The organism is Arenimonas sp. (assembly GCF_036275555.1).
Classification (GTDB): Bacteria; Pseudomonadota; Gammaproteobacteria; order Xanthomonadales; family Xanthomonadaceae; genus Arenimonas.
This window is the reverse complement of record NZ_DASUDO010000037.1, coordinates 220,436-234,781: the sequence shown is the minus strand read 5'-3', so window position 1 is coordinate 234,781 and position 14,346 is coordinate 220,436. Positions and strand designations below refer to the sequence as shown.

The 14,346-nt window shown below is 70.8% G+C and carries 15 protein-coding genes; 6 read left to right on the top strand and 9 right to left on the bottom strand.

Annotated features, from left to right (window positions below; translation table 11 throughout):
- Positions 1 to 19 precede the first annotated feature (19 nt).
- Together VFV21_RS10375 and VFV21_RS10370 are read right to left on the bottom strand one after the other, a co-directional pair.
- On the bottom strand, positions 20 to 1,264 hold the full coding sequence (locus tag VFV21_RS10375; RefSeq protein ID WP_329669343.1) for a DUF418 domain-containing protein: 1,245 nt from the start codon (positions 1,262 to 1,264) through the stop codon (positions 20 to 22).
- A gap of 123 nt (positions 1,265 to 1,387) precedes the next feature.
- Positions 1,388 to 1,867 carry a peptidylprolyl isomerase gene (locus VFV21_RS10370; RefSeq protein ID WP_329669342.1) on the bottom strand — a complete coding sequence of 160 codons (480 nt, stop codon included), beginning with the start codon at positions 1,865 to 1,867 and terminating at the stop codon, positions 1,388 to 1,390.
- A gap of 37 nt (positions 1,868 to 1,904) precedes the next feature.
- Between VFV21_RS10370 and VFV21_RS10365 the strand changes: the two genes are divergently transcribed.
- Positions 1,905 to 2,507: a C40 family peptidase gene (locus VFV21_RS10365; RefSeq protein ID WP_414638548.1), complete on the top strand. Its 603-nt coding sequence runs from the start codon at positions 1,905 to 1,907 to the stop codon at positions 2,505 to 2,507.
- Here VFV21_RS10365 and VFV21_RS10360 read toward each other — a convergent pair.
- The 3 genes from VFV21_RS10360 to VFV21_RS10350 are packed head-to-tail and all read right to left on the bottom strand — an operon-like array spanning position 2,504 to position 3,911.
- Positions 2,504 to 2,884 carry a YbaN family protein gene (locus VFV21_RS10360; protein WP_414638547.1) on the bottom strand — a complete coding sequence of 127 codons (381 nt, stop codon included), beginning with the start codon at positions 2,882 to 2,884 and terminating at the stop codon, positions 2,504 to 2,506. The genes VFV21_RS10365 and VFV21_RS10360 overlap by 4 nt on opposite strands.
- Entirely contained in the window at positions 2,881 to 3,366 is a 486-nt protein-coding gene (locus VFV21_RS10355) for an acyl-CoA thioesterase (RefSeq protein ID WP_290886474.1), read from the bottom strand. The genes VFV21_RS10360 and VFV21_RS10355 overlap by 4 nt, the downstream gene beginning before the upstream one ends.
- Positions 3,363 to 3,911 (bottom strand): YkvA family protein, encoded by a 549-nt coding sequence (locus tag VFV21_RS10350; protein WP_329669341.1) that lies wholly within the window; start codon positions 3,909 to 3,911, stop codon positions 3,363 to 3,365. Before VFV21_RS10350 ends, VFV21_RS10355 begins: the two co-directional genes overlap by 4 nt.
- A 378-nt stretch (positions 3,912 to 4,289) precedes the next feature.
- Between VFV21_RS10350 and VFV21_RS10345 the strand changes: the two genes are divergently transcribed.
- Both VFV21_RS10345 and VFV21_RS10340 read left to right on the top strand, forming a co-directional pair.
- The gene (locus VFV21_RS10345; RefSeq protein ID WP_329669340.1) at positions 4,290 to 5,603 is read left to right on the top strand and encodes a DEAD/DEAH box helicase; all 1,314 of its coding nucleotides are present in this window, start codon (positions 4,290 to 4,292) and stop codon (positions 5,601 to 5,603) included.
- A 270-nt stretch (positions 5,604 to 5,873) separates the two neighbouring features.
- Positions 5,874 to 6,266 carry a hypothetical protein gene (locus tag VFV21_RS10340; RefSeq protein ID WP_329669339.1) on the top strand — a complete coding sequence of 131 codons (393 nt, stop codon included), beginning with the start codon at positions 5,874 to 5,876 and terminating at the stop codon, positions 6,264 to 6,266.
- A 40-nt stretch (positions 6,267 to 6,306) separates the two neighbouring features.
- On the opposite strand, the gene VFV21_RS10335 is transcribed toward VFV21_RS10340, so the two are convergent.
- Positions 6,307 to 7,176, bottom strand: coding sequence for a DMT family transporter (locus VFV21_RS10335; RefSeq protein ID WP_329669338.1), 870 nt, complete (start codon positions 7,174 to 7,176; stop codon positions 6,307 to 6,309).
- Positions 7,176 to 8,450, bottom strand: a complete 1,275-nt coding sequence (locus VFV21_RS10330; protein WP_329669337.1) for a dicarboxylate/amino acid:cation symporter — start codon at positions 8,448 to 8,450, stop codon at positions 7,176 to 7,178. Before VFV21_RS10330 ends, VFV21_RS10335 begins: the two co-directional genes overlap by 1 nt.
- A 122-nt stretch (positions 8,451 to 8,572) precedes the next feature.
- On the opposite strand from VFV21_RS10330, the gene VFV21_RS10325 reads away from it, so the two are divergent.
- A complete protein-coding gene (locus VFV21_RS10325; protein ID WP_329669336.1) occupies positions 8,573 to 9,643 on the top strand; it encodes a calcium/sodium antiporter in 1,071 nt (356 codons plus the stop codon).
- Between the two features lie 63 nt (positions 9,644 to 9,706).
- On the opposite strand, the gene VFV21_RS10320 is transcribed toward VFV21_RS10325, so the two are convergent.
- Positions 9,707 to 10,126 carry a CopD family protein gene (locus tag VFV21_RS10320; protein WP_329669335.1) on the bottom strand — a complete coding sequence of 140 codons (420 nt, stop codon included), beginning with the start codon at positions 10,124 to 10,126 and terminating at the stop codon, positions 9,707 to 9,709.
- 33 nt (positions 10,127 to 10,159) lie between these two features.
- On the bottom strand, positions 10,160 to 10,954 hold the full coding sequence (locus tag VFV21_RS10315) for a M48 family metallopeptidase (RefSeq protein WP_414638546.1): 795 nt from the start codon (positions 10,952 to 10,954) through the stop codon (positions 10,160 to 10,162).
- A 180-nt stretch (positions 10,955 to 11,134) separates the two neighbouring features.
- Between VFV21_RS10315 and VFV21_RS10310 the strand changes: the two genes are divergently transcribed.
- On the top strand, positions 11,135 to 13,033 hold the full coding sequence (locus tag VFV21_RS10310) for a DEAD/DEAH box helicase (protein WP_329669334.1): 1,899 nt from the start codon (positions 11,135 to 11,137) through the stop codon (positions 13,031 to 13,033).
- A gap of 23 nt (positions 13,034 to 13,056) precedes the next feature.
- Positions 13,057 to 14,235 (top strand): NAD(P)/FAD-dependent oxidoreductase, encoded by a 1,179-nt coding sequence (locus VFV21_RS10305; RefSeq protein WP_329669333.1) that lies wholly within the window; start codon positions 13,057 to 13,059, stop codon positions 14,233 to 14,235.
- Positions 14,236 to 14,346 lie beyond the last annotated feature (111 nt).

The window sequence follows — 14,346 nt, the reverse complement described above, 5'->3', positions numbered from 1 at the left end:
GCCGGCCCGGGGCCGCCGGTCAACGCCGCATCGGCGGCAGCCGCAAGTAGGTGGCCGCCCGCCACAGCCATTCCATCGGCCCCATCCGGAAGCGGGCCAGCCAGGCCTGGCTCAGCAGCACCTGCACGGCGAAGAAGGCGAACACGAACGGCACCTGCCAGGCCCGCGGCAGCTGCTCGAAATATCCCAGCCCCCAGCCCGAGAAGATCCAGGTGCACACCAGCGACTGCACCAGGTAGTTGGTCAGCGCCATCCGCCCGGCCGGCGCCAGCCACATCAACCGCGGCGCCAGCGAGGACTGCAGGGCGCGCTGGATCCAAGCCAGGTAGCCCAGCGCCATCAGCGTGCCGCCCACCGTGAACAGGCCCATCGCCGCCGCCACCGGGAAGTCGGAGCGCACGAAGTCCATGGTCGGGGTGATGGCGCAGGAGACCAGCACCATCAGCAGGCCCACCGGCAGGGCCACGCGGCGAAGGTTGGCGTAGAGCACCGGGAAGTCCTGCGGCCGCGCGATCGCCCCGCTGCGCGCGAACCACGCGCCCAGCAGGAACAGGCCGAGGATCTGCCAGCCCCAGAACACCAGGAAGCCCAGCATCTGCAGCAGGTCTTGCTTGCGCTGCGCCACCGCCTCGGCCCAGGTGCCCGTGCCGTAGGCCTGGCGCTGCGCCTCGAGGTCGGCCGCCACGGCCACGGCGGCTTCCGCCATGCCCTTTTCCATCTCGGCGCCGCCGCCGGGCGCCATCATCACCAGGCTCACCAGGGCGCCCACGAGCAGGAAGAACAGCGACGGCGCCAGGATGAAGGCGGTGCCCCACTTCGGCAGGCGCGACAGCGGCGTGTTCCGGAACAGGAACATCAGCGGGAACGCCAGCAGCGCATACGACACCAGCACGTCGCCGTTCCAGACCAGCAGCGCGTGCGCGAGGCCGATCGCCAGCAGGGCCAGGATGCGGCGCAGGTAGGTGGGCAGGAAGGACCGGCCGCTCGCCTCGGCCCGCATCATCATCACCGCGAAGCCCATGCCGAAGAGCAGCGAGAACAGCGGGTAGAACTTGCCCTGCACGAACACGTAGATGAGCGCGTCGGCCCACCGGTCGGCGCCGGTGAGGGCCGGATCCAGGCCGGTCATGGCGCCCAGCAGCGGACCGACCATGCCCTCGATGTTCATCAGCAGGATGCCCAGCAGCGCGAAGCCGCGCAGGACGTCCATCGCGTCGATCCGCGCGGGGGCGCCGGCGGCGTCGATCGGGGTCGGTTCGGACATGGCGGGCGCTCGCGGCAGGGGGTTCCCGGATCATCCGGGCCGGCTGCCCGCGCCGCAAGCGGCCCGCAAACGAAACGGGGCCCGCCGAAGCGGGCCCCGCGAGTCATCGGTGCCGGCAGCGCGTCAGTGCTGCACGCCACCGTCGCCGTGCACGTGGCCGTGCTCGATCTCGACCGGCTCGGCCTCGCGCACGTCGACGATCTCGACCTGGAAGTTGAGGGTCTTGCCGGCCATCGGGTGGTTGAGATCCACGTCCACCACGGTGGCGCCGACCTTGACCACGGTGACCGCGCGCGGACCCATGTTGGTGCCCAGCACGACCTGCTGGCCCGGCTGCAGGCGCGTCTCGCGGAAGTGCTTCTTGGGCACGCGCTGGACGAAGCCCTCGCGGCGCTCGCCGTAGGCCTGGTCCGGGGTGACGGTGGCTTCGAAGCTGTCGCCGGCGGCCTTGTCCATCATCGCGGCCTCGAGGCCCGGGATGATGTTGCCGGCGCCGATCAGCACGGCCAGCGGCTCGCGATCCCGGGACGTCTCGGTCGGCGGCTGGCCGACTTCGGACACGGTGTAGTGGAAACGGACGACGCGGTTCTTCTCGATCTTCATGATGGTTCCGGGTTGGGCCGGTGACGCGACCGGCGGGATGGGGCACACTCGGCCCGTGACAGCGAGCGCGCATTATCCCGGCCACCCCCTTCCGGCGCCAGTTCCCCGCGCCCACGGCCCGTGTCCCCCGAGGCACCTGCTGCGCGGGCTGTGGCTCGCGCCCCTGCTGGCGCTGGCCGCCTGCTCGTCCGGCCCCAAGCGCTCCGATGCCCCGGCCCGTGTCGCCGCGCCGGCGATCCGCGTGGTGGACGTGGCCCCGGCCGATCCGGTGCGCGCCAACGACGTGCTGATGCGGGCCCTGGGCCTCGTGGGCACGCCCTACCGCTGGGGCGGCAACACGCCGGCCGGCGGCTTCGACTGCAGCGGCCTGGTCGGCTTCGTGTTCCGCGACGCCGCCCAGATGGCCCTGCCCCGCACCACCCGCGAGATCGCCCAGGTCCGCGCCGGCAAGCCGCCGCGCGACCGGCTGGCGCCGGGCGACCTGGTGCTGTTCGGCAAGCCCACCTTCCACGTCGGCATCTACGTTGGCGAAGGCCGCTTCGTGCACGCCCCCAGCACCGGCGGCACGGTCCGCCTCGACCGCCTCGACGGGCCCTACTGGGGCCGCCACTACGACGGCGCCCGCCGCCTGCTGGACTAAGCCGCAGGCTCAGGCCGAAGCCAGAGCCAGGTGCCGACGACGGCCATGATTCCGGTGCCGATGGCAGCCATCCACCACTTCGGGGCGGTCAGGAAGAAGATCACGGCGCACACCGCCATGCTGCCGATCGCCCACTGCTTGGCGCGCCGGCTGACCGATCCGGTGGCCTGCCAGTCGCGGATCATCGGGCCGTAGAGGCGATGCGCGAGCAGCCAGGCATGCAGGCGATCCGAGCCGCGCGCCGCGGCGTAGGCGGCCAGCAGCACCAGCGGCGTGGTGGGCAGGCCCGGTAGGAAGATGCCGACGATGCCCAGGCCCAGGGCCGCGTAGGCCAGCACCAGCCACAGCCAGCGCCGGGCGCGGCGGCCCAGGCTCATTCGGCGCGCAGGCCCGCCACGGCCTGCTCGATGTCCTTGCTCAGTGCCATCACCTTCAGCGCGTACTCGGCCAGCCGCTGGTCGTCGGGATCGGTGGGGCGCCAGGGCGGCACGGTGGATGGCTTGCCCTCGACGCCATCGAGTGCCACGAACACGATGACGCAGTGCGTGCACAGGCGCTCGCCGCCGTCCTGCATCGGATCGCGGGCGCGCACGTCCACCGCGAAATGCATGCTCGAGGTGCCGGTGTAGACCAGCTTCGCGGTCACCGTGACGAGGTCGGAGGTGCGGATCGGCGCGACGAAGCGGATGCCGCCCACCGCGACGGTGACGCTGTAGCGGCCGCTCCAGCCGACCGCGGCGGCGTAGCCCACCTGGTCGATCCACTTCATCACCACGCCGCCGTGGACCTTGCCGCCGTAGTTGACGTCGGTGGGTTCGGCCAGGAAACGGAAGGTGAGTTCGCGCTGTTCGCCGCTCATGCGGGGGCTCCCGAGGTGGCATCGTCGACGGCGTCGCGCACGGCGCGCTGGCGCATGCGCTCGTGCAGGCGATCGCGGTGCCCGGCCAGCTCGCGCGCCAGGCCGATGCGGCCGGCGGCGTCGGCCGCGGCCGGCTGCGAATCGCGCACCCCGCGGAACTCCGCGTAGGCGTCCAGCACGTGGCGGCTGCGCTGCAGCAGCAGCTCGAGCATGATCGCGTCGTCCAGCAGGCCGATCACCGCCACGTCGTCGGGGATCATGTCCTCGGGGTCGCTGAAGTAGGCCAGCAGCCGGAGCAACTCCGCGCGTTCCACCTGGGGCAGCGACCAGGCCTCGTCCTCGAGCATCTCGATCAGCTGGACCACCGACAGCAGGGTCTTGCGGATGTAGCCCGGGGCGCAGGCGATGGGCAGGGTCTCGAGCGCGTGGCGGGCGGCGGCGACGATGTCGCACTCCTCGGCGCAGGCCACCCGCCGCTCGGCCCGGGCCAGGGCTTCGTGGAAGCGCTCGATGTCGCCGGGTTCGAGTTCGAAGGTGATCTTCACGCGCCAATCCTACTTCACGGCCCGGCCCCCTGTGGGAGGGACCGTAGGAGGGCCTTCAGGCCCGAAGCTTTTCGCCGAAACGGTTCGGGCCTGAAGGCCCTCCTACGGGGGGCGGATGAACGCGGGGTTCATGGGCGCTGGCCGGCAGGTCCGGTTTCGCGTAGCATCCGCCCCGTTTGCTGCACGGCTGACCGTTTTCCCCCGGTATGCCCGCCACCCAGGTTCCGAGCCCCGCTCGCCCTGCGTCTGGCCCCACTCCGCACGCCTTTCGCTGCGCAAACCCGTCAGGACCGCCTTGGTCCCTGCCGTAAAACCAGATGCACCAGCTCGCAGCGCGGTTTCAGGGAACGCTCCGGGTTACACGAACGGAGTACAACCATGTCTTTTGAAACCCTTGGGCTCGCGCCCGAGATCACCCGTGCGCTGGCCGAACTCGGCTACGCCAACCCCACCCCGATCCAGGCCGAAGCGATCCCGCTGGTGATGGCCGGCAGCGACCTGATGGGCGGCGCCCAGACCGGCACCGGCAAGACCGCCGCGTTCTCGCTGCCCCTGCTGCACCGCCTGGCCCAGGCCGGCCCGATGCACGGCCCGCGCAAGCCGCGCGCGCTGGTGCTGGTGCCCACCCGCGAGCTGGCCGTGCAGGTGTTCGACAGCCTGCGCGCCTACGGCAAGCACCTGCGCCTGGCCAGCACCACCATCTACGGCGGCGCCGGCATGCAGCCGCAGATCGACGCGCTGCGCCGCGGCGTCGACATCCTGGTGGCGACGCCGGGCCGCCTGCTCGACCATCTCGAGCGCCGCAGCGTCGACCTCTCGCACGTCGAGATCCTGGTGCTGGACGAAGCCGACCGCATGCTCGACATGGGCTTCCTGCCCGCGATCAAGCGCGTGATGGCCAAGATCCCGTCGCGCCGCCAGACCCTGCTGTTCTCGGCCACCTTCGAGGACGCGATCAAGAAGCTGGCGATGGAGTTCCTGCGCGAGCCGAAGGAAGTACAGGTCTCGGTCCGCAATGCGGTCGCCACCAACGTCACCCACATCGTCCATCCGGTCGACGCCAGCCGCAAGCGCGACCTGCTGCTCGAGATCCTGTCCAAGCGCTACCAGGACCAGGTGCTCGTGTTCGGCCGCACCAAGCACGGCTGCAACCGCCTGTCGGAGCAGTTGGACAAGGCCGGCATCAACTCGGTCGCCATCCACGGCAACAAGAGCCAGGCCCAGCGCCTCAAGGCCCTGAAGGACTTCAAGTCCGGCAAGGCCCGCGTTCTGGTCGCCACCGACGTCGCCGCGCGCGGCCTGGACATCCCGCTGCTGCCGATGGTCATCAACTTCGACCTGCCGATGGTCGCGGAAGACTACGTGCACCGCATCGGCCGCACCGGCCGCGCCGGCGCCTCCGGCGAAGCGGTCTCGCTGGTCTCGCACGACGAGGGCGGCCTGCTGCGCGCCATCCAGCGCGTGCTCAAGGCCGACATCGAGATGGTGGAAGTCGAGGGCTACTCGCCGCAGCGCCCGATCCGCATGGGCAACGACGCCCCGTCGGGCCGGCCGGCCGGCGGCCAGCGTCCGCCGCAGCGCCACGCGCGCCGCCCGCACGTCAACAACGGCGAGCGCCACGCGCACGCGGGCCCCAAGAGCCCGCGCGACGGCGGCCGCGGCCGCGGCGGCGAGGCCCGCACCGCGCGCTGATCCCACGCTGCGTTGCCAAGGGAAGGGCCGCCTCGCGCGGCCCTTTTTCGTTTCCGGGGCGGCCTTTTTTTGACGCGGATTTACGCGGATAAACGCGGATAGAGCAAAAAGCCTCAATATTGGGTCCTCGCGGGATGCACGCCCTCGCGTCGCAAAAAAACCGGCTTTGCTGTATCCGCGTTTATCCGCGTAAATCCGCGTCCAAGAACCGCCTTGCTTTCGCGACAAGGCTGCCGGAAGCTGCGAAGCATCTTCGGGGGAGGCAAGGACATGTTGCGGAGCATCCTGGCGGTACTGGCGGGCATCCTGGTGATGGGGATCACCGTGGCGGCGGTGCAGTGGCTCGGGCATTCGATTTATCCGCCGCCCCCGGGCATCGACCCGACCGACCACGACGCGATGGTCGCCCTGATTTCACAGATGCCGAAGATGGCGCTGGGCCTGGTACTCATCGCCTACGCCTTCGGCACCTTCCTCGGCGCCTTCACCGCCACCACCATCAGCGTGGCGCACAAGCGCGGCGTCGCGATCGCGGTCGGCGTGGTGATGCTGGCCCTGGTGGCCCTGAACTTCTCGGTGATCCCGCATCCGGCGTGGATGGTGGTGGCCGGCCTGGCCATCCCGATCCCCTTCGCCCTGCTCGGCTGGCGCCTGGCCCGCTGAAAAAAAGGGGTCAGAGTAATTATTCGTTTGAAGCGAATAATTACTCTGACCCCTTTTTCGGGCGGACGCTGAGCCAGGCGCCGAGCAGCAAGAGGGCCACCGCGACGGCCTGCGTCCAGTGCGGCGTCGCCTGGCCGAAGGCGAGCAGCAGGCCGGTCGAGAGCAGCGGCGCGGCGTAGGACAGCGTCCCCAGCAGCGCGATGTCGCCGCGTTTGGTGCCGATGTCCCAGAGCCAGAAGGCGATGCCGGTCGGGCCCAGGCCCAGCAGCAGGATCAGCGCGCCCTGCCCCGCCGTCGGCACCACCGTGGTTTCCAGCGCGAGGTGCGCGAGGCCGCCCAGCACGCCGACCGCGAGGCAGGCGCCCGCCATCGCCGAACTCGGCACCGCCTCGAACCGGCGGTTGAGCACCGAATACAGCGCCCACGCCAGGGCCGCGCCCAGCGCCGCCGCATAGCCCGGCAGGTGCGCGGGATCGACCTGCACGCGCCCACCGCGCGTCACCAGCAACACCGCGGCCGCGAGTCCCAGCGCGGTGCCCAGCCACTGCCCGGCGCGGATCCGCGCGTCGCCGATCAAGGCGGCGAACACCACGATCAGCAGCGGCCAGAGATAGTTGATCAGGTTGGCCTCCACCGCCGGCGCATTCTTCAGCGCGATGAAGTACAGCGCGTGGTAGCCGAACAGCGCCGCGATGCCCAGCGCGCCCGCAGCCAGCGGCTGCCGCAGCCCAGCCAGGCCGGGGCCTCCCGGCCGCAGCAGCAGCGCGCCGCCGGCCAGGCCGGCGACGCCGAAACCCATCGCCAGCAGCTGGAACGGCGGGATGCCGGCGGTGCCGCCGGTCAGCACCGCCAGCGAGGACCACAGCAGCACGGCCGCGAACCCGGCCAGGGTGGCGCGGCGCGGCGTCATCAGGCGCGCGGCGCCGCGTCGTCGAGGCCGATGTCGCCGGTGGCGCGGTCGTACACCGCCTGGTCGAGCAGGCCGGTTTCCTTCGCCACCAGCACCGGCACCAGCACCTGGCCGGTGACGTTGGTCATCGTGCGCATCATGTCCAGCACGCGGTCGATCGCGACCAGGTAGCCGATGCCCTCGAGCGGCAGGCCGGCGGAGCTCAGCACGACCGTGGCCATCACCATCGCCGTGCCCGGCACGCCGGCGGTGCCGAAGCTGCCCAGCACCGAGGCCAGCAGGATCACGAAGTACTGCGAGGCGCTGAGCTCGATCCCGAAGTACTGCGCCACGAACATCGCCGTCAGCGTCGGGAAGATCGCACCGCAGCCGTCCATCTTGATGCTGGCGCCCAGCGGCACCGCGAACGCCGCATACTCCTGCTTCACGCCCAGCGCATGCGTCGCCGCGCGCAGCGAGGCCGGCAGCGCCGCGAAGCTCGACGAGGCAACGAACGCCACCTGCATCGCCGGCAGTGCGCCGCGCAGGAAGCGCAGCGGATTCAGGCCGTGCGCCAGCAGCAAACCTCCGTAGACGAAGACGATGTGCAGCGCGCAGGCCAGGTACAGCGCCACCACGAACCCACCCAGCGGCAGCAGCCGCTCGAAGCCGTAGCTGCCCACCAGCGCCGCGATCAGGCCGAAGGTTCCGATCGGCGTGACCTCGAGCACGAAGCGCGTCACCTGGATCATCACGTCGCTGGCCTCGCCGGCCAGCGCGCGCAGCTTCGCGGTCTTCTCGCCCAGCTTCACCAGCGCGAAGCCGACCAGGCCCGCGAAGAAAATCACCTGCAGGATCTTGCCGTCCGCCAGCGCCGCGAAGGGATTGGCCGGCACCACGTCCAGCAGCACCGCCACCGGACCAGGCACGACCTTTTCGACATAGGTCTCGGCCACGGCCAGCTCGCCCAGCCCCAGGCCCGGCTGCATCACCGCACCCACCGCGAAGGCCACGCCCACCGCCAGCGCCGCCGTGGCCGCGAACCAGGCGAAGGTGCGCCCGCCCAGCGCCGCCACCGACTGCTGCCCGTGCAGGCTGGCCACCGCGTTGATCACCGCGAAGAACACCAGCGGCGTCGCGATCATCTTGATCAGGGTGACGTAGAGCGTACCCAGCGGCTGGAACCAGGCCGCGGCCTGTTCGCCCAGGGCCCAGCCGGCCAGTGCGCCGAGCACGAAGCCGGCCAACACGCGCTGCCAGAAGGGGATGCGGAACCAACGGGAGACCAGGGACATCGGGCTTGCCTCGAAGAGCGTGGGGGGACGATACCGGGAGGCGGCCACCGGGTCATCCGGTTCTTCACGCCCGGAAACGCAGCGTTGCGGGCGATAATGGCGGCCTGTTCCCGGAGTACCCCATGACCCTGATCCTGTTCCTCGCCGGCCTGGCCCTGCTGATCGTCGGCGCCGACCTGCTGGTCCGCGGCGCCTCGCGCCTCTCGCTGTCGCTGGGCATCGCCCCGCTGGTGGTCGGGCTGACCGTGGTCGCCTTCGGCACCAGCGCACCCGAACTCGCGGTGTCCATCAAGGGCGCGCTCGACGGCCAGACCGACATCGCGCTGGGCAACGTGGTGGGCAGCAACATCTTCAACATCCTGTTCATCCTCGGGCTGTCGGCCCTGATCGCGCCGCTCGTGGTGGACCGGCAGCTGATCCGCCAGGAAGTGCCCATCGTGATCGGCCTGAGCCTGCTGGTCGGCGGCATGGTCCTCGACCTGCGGCTGTCCGCGGCGGAGGGCGCGCTGCTGGTGCTGCTGATCGCCGGCTACACGGCGCTGCTGTACTTCCAGGGCAAGAACGCGCCGGCCAGCGAAGTCACCGACGACCTGCTGCCCACCGGCCCGGCCTGGCTGTCGCGGCTGCCGGCGCAGCTGGCGCTGATCATCGTCGGCCTCGGCATGCTGGTGCTCGGGTCGCGCTGGCTGGTGGACTCGGCCATCACCTTCGCGACCATGCTCGGCGTCAGCCAGCTCGTCATCGGGCTGACCATCGTCGCCGCCGGCACCTCGCTGCCCGAAGTCGCCACCTCGGTCATCGCCGCGGTGCGCGGCGAGCGCGAGATCGCGGTCGGCAACGTGCTGGGCAGCAACATCTTCAACCTCGGCGCCGTGCTGGGCATCAGCGCCCTGGTGTCGGGCAGCGGCCTCACCGTGCCGCCCTCGCTGCTGGCCTTCGACCTGCCGGTGATGATCGCGGTGGCGGTGGCCTGCCTGCCGGTGCTGTTCACCGGGCACCTGATCGCGCGCTGGGAAGGCGCGGTGTTCCTGGGCTACTACGTGGCCTACACTACCTACCTCGTGCTGTACGCGCAGGAGCACGATGCCCTGGACGAATACAGCCTGGTGATGCGCGCCGTGGTGATCCCGCTCACCTTGATCACGCTCGCCGTGGTGGTCGCGCGCGAGCTGCGCCGCCGACGCCGCGCCTGACGCACGGCGCGGCGCGCGCGGCGGTGGCCCGCCGGACAGCGGCGGGCCCTGCGAGTCGCGACCTCAGAACGGCTTGAAGTAGACCAGCCACAGGATCGGGACCACCAGCACCAGCGGCACCTCGTTGAACCAGCGCAGCGCGGTCGGCGATGGCAGCGGCGCGCCGGTGGCGGCGCGCTTGATCCAGCGGCCGGTCACGATGAAGTGCGCCAGCATCAGCGCCACCAGCGTCAGCTTCGCGTGCACCCAGCCGCCGCTGCGGTCGAAGTGCATCCACAGCGCCAGCCCCGGCAGCAGCGCGATGCCGAACATCACGTGGCCGAAGCGATAGAGCCGCGCCCCCATCAGCGCCAGCCGCGCCCGCACCGCCGGCTCGGCACCCGCCTCGGCCAGGTTGACCAGGATGCGCGGCAGGTAGAACACGGTCGCCATCCAGGAAATCACGAACAGCACGTGGAAGAGCTTGGTCCAGAGGTAGGCCATGGGGCGACGGGTCTCGGCGGGGAAAGGAAGGGATCAGCGGCAGTTCGGGCGGCGGCCGGCGCTGCGCGCCTGCTCGTAGGTGGGCATCAGGCTGGGCGCGGCCGCGGCCAGCGTCTGGATGCGGCGCTGCGGATCCGGGTGGGTGGACAGCCAGGCCGGCGCACGGCTGCCGCCGGCCTGCTTCTGCATGTTCTCCCAGAGCGTGGCGGCGGCGCGCGGGTCGAAGCCGGCGCTGGCCATGTAGCGCTGGCCGAGCACGTCGGCCTCGGTCTCGTGCTGGCGCGAGAACGGCAGCGCGATACCGGCCTGCGCGCCCAGGCCCAGCAGGCCCAGCAGCTGCTGGCGCTGGCCGCCGGTGGCGGAGTTGAGCACCTGCAGCGCGGCGTCGGTGGCGAACTGGTTGGACACGCGTTCGGCCGCGTGGCGCGAGGTGACGTGGCCCAGCTCGTGGCCGATCACCGAGGCCAGCTGGTCCTGGTTGGCGGCGACCTTCAGCAGCCCGGTGTGCACGCCGACCTTGCCGCCCGGCAGGGCAAAGGCGTTGGCGCTGGCGTCGTCGATCAGGGCCACTTCCCAGGGCTTGCTGCGGGCCGGCTCGGGCAGCTGGGCGATCAGGGCACGGGCGACGCAGTTCACGTAGCGGGTGGAGGCGGCATCACCGTAGACCTTGCCGCCGGCCTTGACCTGGGCGAAGGCGGTGGCGCCCATCCGGTCCATGTCGGCATCGCCGACCAGGATCAGCTGGGAACGGCCGGTGGGCGTGGTGCTGCAGGCGGCGGCGAGGCCCAGGGTCAGCAGGGCGGCGAGTTTCGCGGGGCGCAGGCGCATGGGGACTCTCCTTCTCGGACCGGGCCCCATGATTGGCGCATCGCCCGGGCGCCGCAAGCCGGGCGCGGTTCAGGTGCCTGAAGCGCCGCTGGGGTACAATCCCGCGCCTTCTTCGTGTCCGTGGTGTGCCGGTATGCGAAGTCTCCCCGATTCAGTCGGACCCAGACCTACGGACTCCCCATGACCGCCCAGACGACCGAGGCGCCCAGCGCGCCGCTGCATTTCCGTGACCTCGCCCTGGGCGAGCCCCTGCTCAAGGTGCTCGCCGAGGTCGGCTACGAGTCGCCCTCGCCGATCCAGGCCGCGACCATCCCGCACCTGCTGGGCGGCCGCGACGTGCTGGGCCAGGCCCAGACCGGCACCGGCAAGACCGCCGCCTTCGCGCTGCCGATCCTCGCGCAGATCGACCTCTCGCAGACCAAGCCGCAGGCCCTGGTGCTGGCGCCGACCCGCGAGCTGGGCATCCAGGTCGCCGAGGCCTTCCAGCGCTACGCCGCGCACATGCCCGGCTTCCACGTGCTGCCGGTGTACGGCGGCCAGCCCTACGGCCCGCAGCTGCAGGCGCTGCGCCGCGGCGTGCACGTCGTGGTCGGCACCCCGGGCCGCATCATCGACCACCTCGACAAGGGCTCGCTCGACCTTTCGCTGCTGAAGAACCTCGTGCTCGACGAAGCCGACGAGATGCTGCGCATGGGCTTCATCGACGACGTCGAGGCCATCCTCAAGAAGATGCCGGCCACGCGCCAGACCGCGCTGTTCTCGGCCACCATGCCGCACGCGATCCGCCGCATCGCCCAGACCTACCTCAAGGACCCGGTCGAGGTCACGATCGAGGCCAAGACCCGCACCGCCGAGAACATCCGCCAGCGCAGCTGGGAAGTTTCCGGCCTGCACAAGCTCGACGCGCTCACCCGCATCCTCGAGGCCGAGCCCTTCGACGCCATGATCGTCTTCGCCCGCACCAAGCAGGCCACCGACGAGCTGGCCGAGAAGCTGCAGGCGCGCGGCTTCTCCGCGGCGTCCATCAACGGCGACGTGGTCCAGGCGCAGCGCGAGCGCACCATCGAGCAGCTCAAGAACGGCAAGATCGACATCCTGGTCGCCACCGACGTCGCCGCCCGCGGCCTGGACGTGGACCGCATCAGCCACGTCGTGAACTACGACGTGCCCTACGACACCGAGAGCTACGTGCACCGCATCGGCCGCACCGGCCGCGCCGGCCGCAGCGGCGAGGCGATCCTGTTCATCGCCCCGCGCGAACGCGGCATGCTGCGCGCCATCGAGCGCGCCACGCGCCAGCCGATCACGCCGATGGAGCTGCCCACCGTGGCCGCCGTCAACGACGTGCGCATCGCCAAGTTCAAGCAGCTGATCAGCGACACCCTGGCCGCCGGGGAGCTGGGCGAGTTCCGCAAGCTGATCGAGGACTACGAGCGCGAGAAGAACGTGCCGGCCATCGAGATCGCCACCGCCCTGGCCAAGATGGCCCGCGGCGACGTGCCGCTGCTGATGGAGCCGCCGAAGTTCGAGGCCAAGAAGCGCGCCTTCGAGCGCGACGTGCAGGCGGCCACCGACAAGTACGCCAAGCCCTCGCGCTTCGACAAGCCCGAGCGCGGCGAGCGCCCGGCGCGCGCCGAGCGTCCCGAGCGGCCCGCCTTCGCCAAGAAGGTCCGCGAACCGCGCACGCCCGACGAGGGCAAGAGCACGTTCCGCATCGAAGTGGGCTACGACCACGGCGTGAAGCCGGGCAACATCGTCGGCGCGATCGCCAACGAGGCCGGCCTGGACGCCAAGCACATCGGCCGCATCGAGATCTTCGAGGACCACACCCTGCTCGACCTGCCCGACGGCATGCCGCCGGACGTGATGCAGCACCTCAAGACCGTCTGGTGCGCCGGCCAGCAGCTGCGCATCACCCGCGACGGCGAGGCGCCGGACACGGCCGGCAAGGCGCCTGGCAAGCCGGGATTCGGTAAGAAGCCGTTCGCCGGCGGCAAGAAGGAGTTCGGGCCGCGCAAGTTTGGTGGCGACAAGCCCGCCTTCAAGAAGCCGCACCGCAAGGGCCCGTCGCACGACTGATTGCGACCGGTAGAGTGCGCGGCATGGAAACCGACGTGATCGTGATCGGCGGCGGCGCCGCGGGGCTGATGTGCGCGCTGACCGCCGGCCGGCGCGGGCGCCGCGTGCACGTGATCGAGCACGCCAACCGCTGCGGCAAGAAGATCCTGATGTCGGGCGGCGGCCGCTGCAACTTCACCAATACGGGCACCACGCCGGCGAACTTCTTGTCGGCCAACCCGCATTTCTGCAAGTCCGCGCTGGCGCGCTACCGGCCCGGGGACTTCATCGCGATGGTGGATGCGCACGGCATCGCCTGGCACGAGAAGGAGCTGGGGCAGCTGTTCTGCGACGAGTCCTCGAAGCAGATCGTGGCGATGCTGCTGGAGGAGTGCGCGCGCGCCGGCGTGGTGGTGCAGGTTTCCTGCACGGTGGAATCGGTGGAGGCGATGGCGGGCGGCGGCTACCGCGTGCGCACCTCGCAGGGGCCGCTCACCGCGCCCTCGCTGGTGGTGGCCACCGGCGGCCTGTCGATCCCGAGCATGGGCGCCACTGGCTTTGGCTATGAGCTCGCGCGGCAGTTCGGCCACGAGGTGCTGCCCACGCGCGCCGGGCTGGTGCCGCTGACGCTGAGCGGCAAGCACCAGGAGCACTACGCCGAGCTGGCCGGCGTGTCCTTCCGGGTCTCGGCCCGCTGCGGCAAGGCGCGCTTCGACAATGCGCTGCTGATCACCCATCGCGGGCTCAGCGGCCCCAGCATCCTGCAGGTTTCCTCGTACTGGGAACCGGGCCGCGAGCTGCGGCTCGACCTGCTGCCGGACCGCGACGCCGAGGCCTGGCTGCTCGAGCGCCAGGCCGCCAAGCCCGCCGCCGAGCTCAAGACCGTGCTCGGCGAAGCCTTCCCGCAGCGCTTCGCGCAGCGCCTGTGCGAGGTGTGGTTCGCCAACAAGCCCATGCGCCAGTTCACCCACCGCGAACTGCCCGACATCGCCCGGCAGCTGGCGGACTGGCCCATCGTCGCCAGCGGCACCGAGGGCTACCGCACCGCCGAGGTCACCCTGGGCGGCGTCGACACCCGCGGCGTGTCCTCGGCCACGATGGAATCCCGGCACGCGCCCGGCCTCTACTTCGTCGGCGAAGTCCTCGACGTCACCGGCTGGCTCGGCGGCTACAACTTCCAGTGGGCCTGGGCCTCCGGCCACGCCGCCGGCCAATCCGCCTGACAAACCAATGAACCAGGTCCATTTACGCCGGTAAATGAACCTGGTTCATTTGTTTTCACCTGGCCCGTACGGGCGGGTATGGTAGAGTCTGCGCTCCCAACCTGCCGGCTT